Raw genomic sequence first — 2,390 nt, 5'->3', positions numbered from 1 at the left:
GAGGACGCCGACGGCCCGCTGCGCGCCGTGATCACCGAGGCCAATACTCGTGTCGGGCCGGTGCACCTGAATCTGAAGGCGGATCGCTTCAACGGCATGCCCGTAGAGCTCAAGCTCACGACGGATGCCGGCGTGAAGCTCAAGGTCCCGGAAGACCTGCTCGCCGTGATTGGCTGGCATTATCGGCCGCTGCGTCAGATCGTGAGCTATTGGCGCGGCTCCATTCGCGTGGCCACACACGAGCCGGAGCGCACGGCCGACATCGAGGCCAAGCTGGGCGAAGTGGTGAGGCATCTCTCCGCGACCCTCGCCGCATCCCCGAAGCAGTTCCATCAACGACACCTGGGCGCCCGCTGGCGGGTCACCTATCAGCGCGCGGTGCCCATGCTCTTTCTGCTGGGCATCATGGCCGCCACCCCCGGCATTCAATGGCTGGACATGGCCGACAATTCCATTCTGCGCATGCTTATCTTCCATGCCCCGCCCTTTATGCTCGTGGGCTTTTTTCTGATGCGTGAAATGCCGCGGTTCGAGATCCCGCCCCTGCCGCGGGCCCTGGTGCAGCGCGCATGGGTGGAGCGGGTGACGGACAAACACTCGCCCGCCCCCGAGCCCACGGCAGCCGCCAATGCGGAGCGATTCGATGGCGGCCTCGAGCAGCCGGTTGCGGCAAAGGCCGAGGGGTGACGTCCGAAAGCCGCAGGTCGGGCTGCGCGGCAACGAAGCGCGACAGCGGCGCTCAACCCAAACTTGAGGAGATGCATTCTTGCAAGGCAACCCGATGAACATCCCGCCCGTGTCCATCGCGGCGGTGAAGGACGCGCTCATCGAGCAGTTCAGTGACCCAGTGCTGCGCCGGCGGGCGTCGATGCTTTGGGGCACGCGCGGCGTCGGCAAATCCTCGGTGGTGCGTCAGGTTGCGGATCATTTTGACGTGCCGCTGGTGGATCTGCGGCTCACCACCATTGAGCCTGTGGACATCCGCGGCGCTATCTATGCGGATGAGCGCCAGGCCAAGACCGTCTGGTTTCCGCCGGAGTTCCTGCCGGACAGCGAGCAGTCCGAGGGCATCTTGTTCCTAGACGAGCTGACGGCGGCAGACCAGCGCCTGCAGATCTCCGCCTACTCGCTGATCCTCGATCGCCGCGTCGGCAACTACCGGCTGCCCGACGGGTGGCAGGTGGTCGCCGCTGGCAACGCGGCCTTCCACGGGGCCGTCAGTCACGACATGGGCACAGCGCTTGCCGACCGGATGTTCCATTTCAATGTGCAATCGGTCATCGATGCTTTCCTTGGCTATGCGCTGGCGAACGATTTCGCACCAGAAGTGATGGCCTACCTCAAGGTCCGCCCGGACAAGCTGGACGACACCCACAGCCAGCTCGCCAACGACCACCTGGTGGGCGCGAGCCCCCGCGGCTGGGAGGATATCTCCAGCGTGCTGAAGTCCAATCTGTCGGATGCCGGCAAGCGCACCTTCGTACAAGGGCGCATCGGTGCTGCCAACGCGGCCGAGTTCTTCGGCGTGCTGAAGGAGATCCAGGCGGGCACGGACGTGCTGGCGCTCCTGGAGGCGGAGCCCGGCGAGGCGACGGCGGCGCTCCTGCCTAACACGCTGGACGGCCTCTACGGTATGGTCTACGCGCTGCTGGCGGCGGCGACGGACGAACCGAGGATGGGCCGCGCGCTCGCCATCATCGACCAACTGCCGGATCTGCAGAGCGACGAGCCGCTGCCCATCCGCGAGGTGCAGACGCTCGGCATGGAGCTGCTGTTCCAGACGGCGCTGGAGCGCGGGCTGGAAGGTGCCGTGCTCTCGAGTCAAGCTTATCGGCGCTACACCGAGGCGCGCGAGGCCGCGCAGCAGGCGGCCTGAGCCGACCTGATGGCCGACGCTCCCCGCAGACGCGGCTCTGCCGTCTACGAGCACCGCGGCACGCGCGCCGTGCAGCGCATGGTGGAATATGCCCCGTCCACCGGGGGTCTGGCCCTTTGGATTCGGCACATCGACACAGAGCCGCACGGGGAACCAGCAGCGGAGCCGGCGTCTGTCGCCGCCAACGACGGTGTGTCCATCTATTACGGTCCGGATTTCGAGGATCTAACACTCCCGGTGCAGACGGGCCTCGTTGCCCACCAGGTGCTGCACGTGGCCCTGCGCCACCCGCAGCGGCTCGTGGAGCTTCGGCGTCTCACCGGCGACGTCGACCGGGAGCTTTACAACATTTGCGCCGACGCTATCGTCAACAGCGCCCTCTCGCACCTGAACTGGCTGGAGCTGCCATCCGGCTCCGTGCTGCTGGAGGACCTGCTGACCGCCGCCCGCCTGACGGTCGTCGACGGCGGCAAGGGCAGCCGCCGCCGCCGGCGCAGCCGGCGAGAGGACGAAG

General features: G+C 66.8%; 2 protein-coding genes and 1 pseudogene. All 3 read left to right on the top strand.

The genetic code is table 11. From position 1 onward, the window contains the following. A partial coding sequence (locus tag I6U14_RS16045; RefSeq protein ID WP_296900523.1) for a hypothetical protein occupies positions 1 to 687 on the top strand: 687 nt, incomplete at its 5' end. Between the two features lie 79 nt (positions 688 to 766). Continuing rightward, positions 767 to 1,876 carry an AAA family ATPase gene (locus I6U14_RS16040; protein ID WP_296900522.1) on the top strand — a complete coding sequence of 370 codons (1,110 nt, stop codon included), beginning with the start codon at positions 767 to 769 and terminating at the stop codon, positions 1,874 to 1,876. A gap of 9 nt (positions 1,877 to 1,885) precedes the next feature. Beyond that, a pseudogene (locus I6U14_RS16035) lies at positions 1,886 to 2,390 on the top strand (hypothetical protein); the annotation flags it as partial.

Source organism: Thiohalocapsa sp., from assembly GCF_019695415.1.
GTDB lineage: Bacteria > Pseudomonadota > Gammaproteobacteria > Chromatiales > Chromatiaceae > Thiohalocapsa.
Note: the sequence above shows the minus strand (reverse complement) of the source record. Positions and strands in the feature narration are given on the sequence as shown.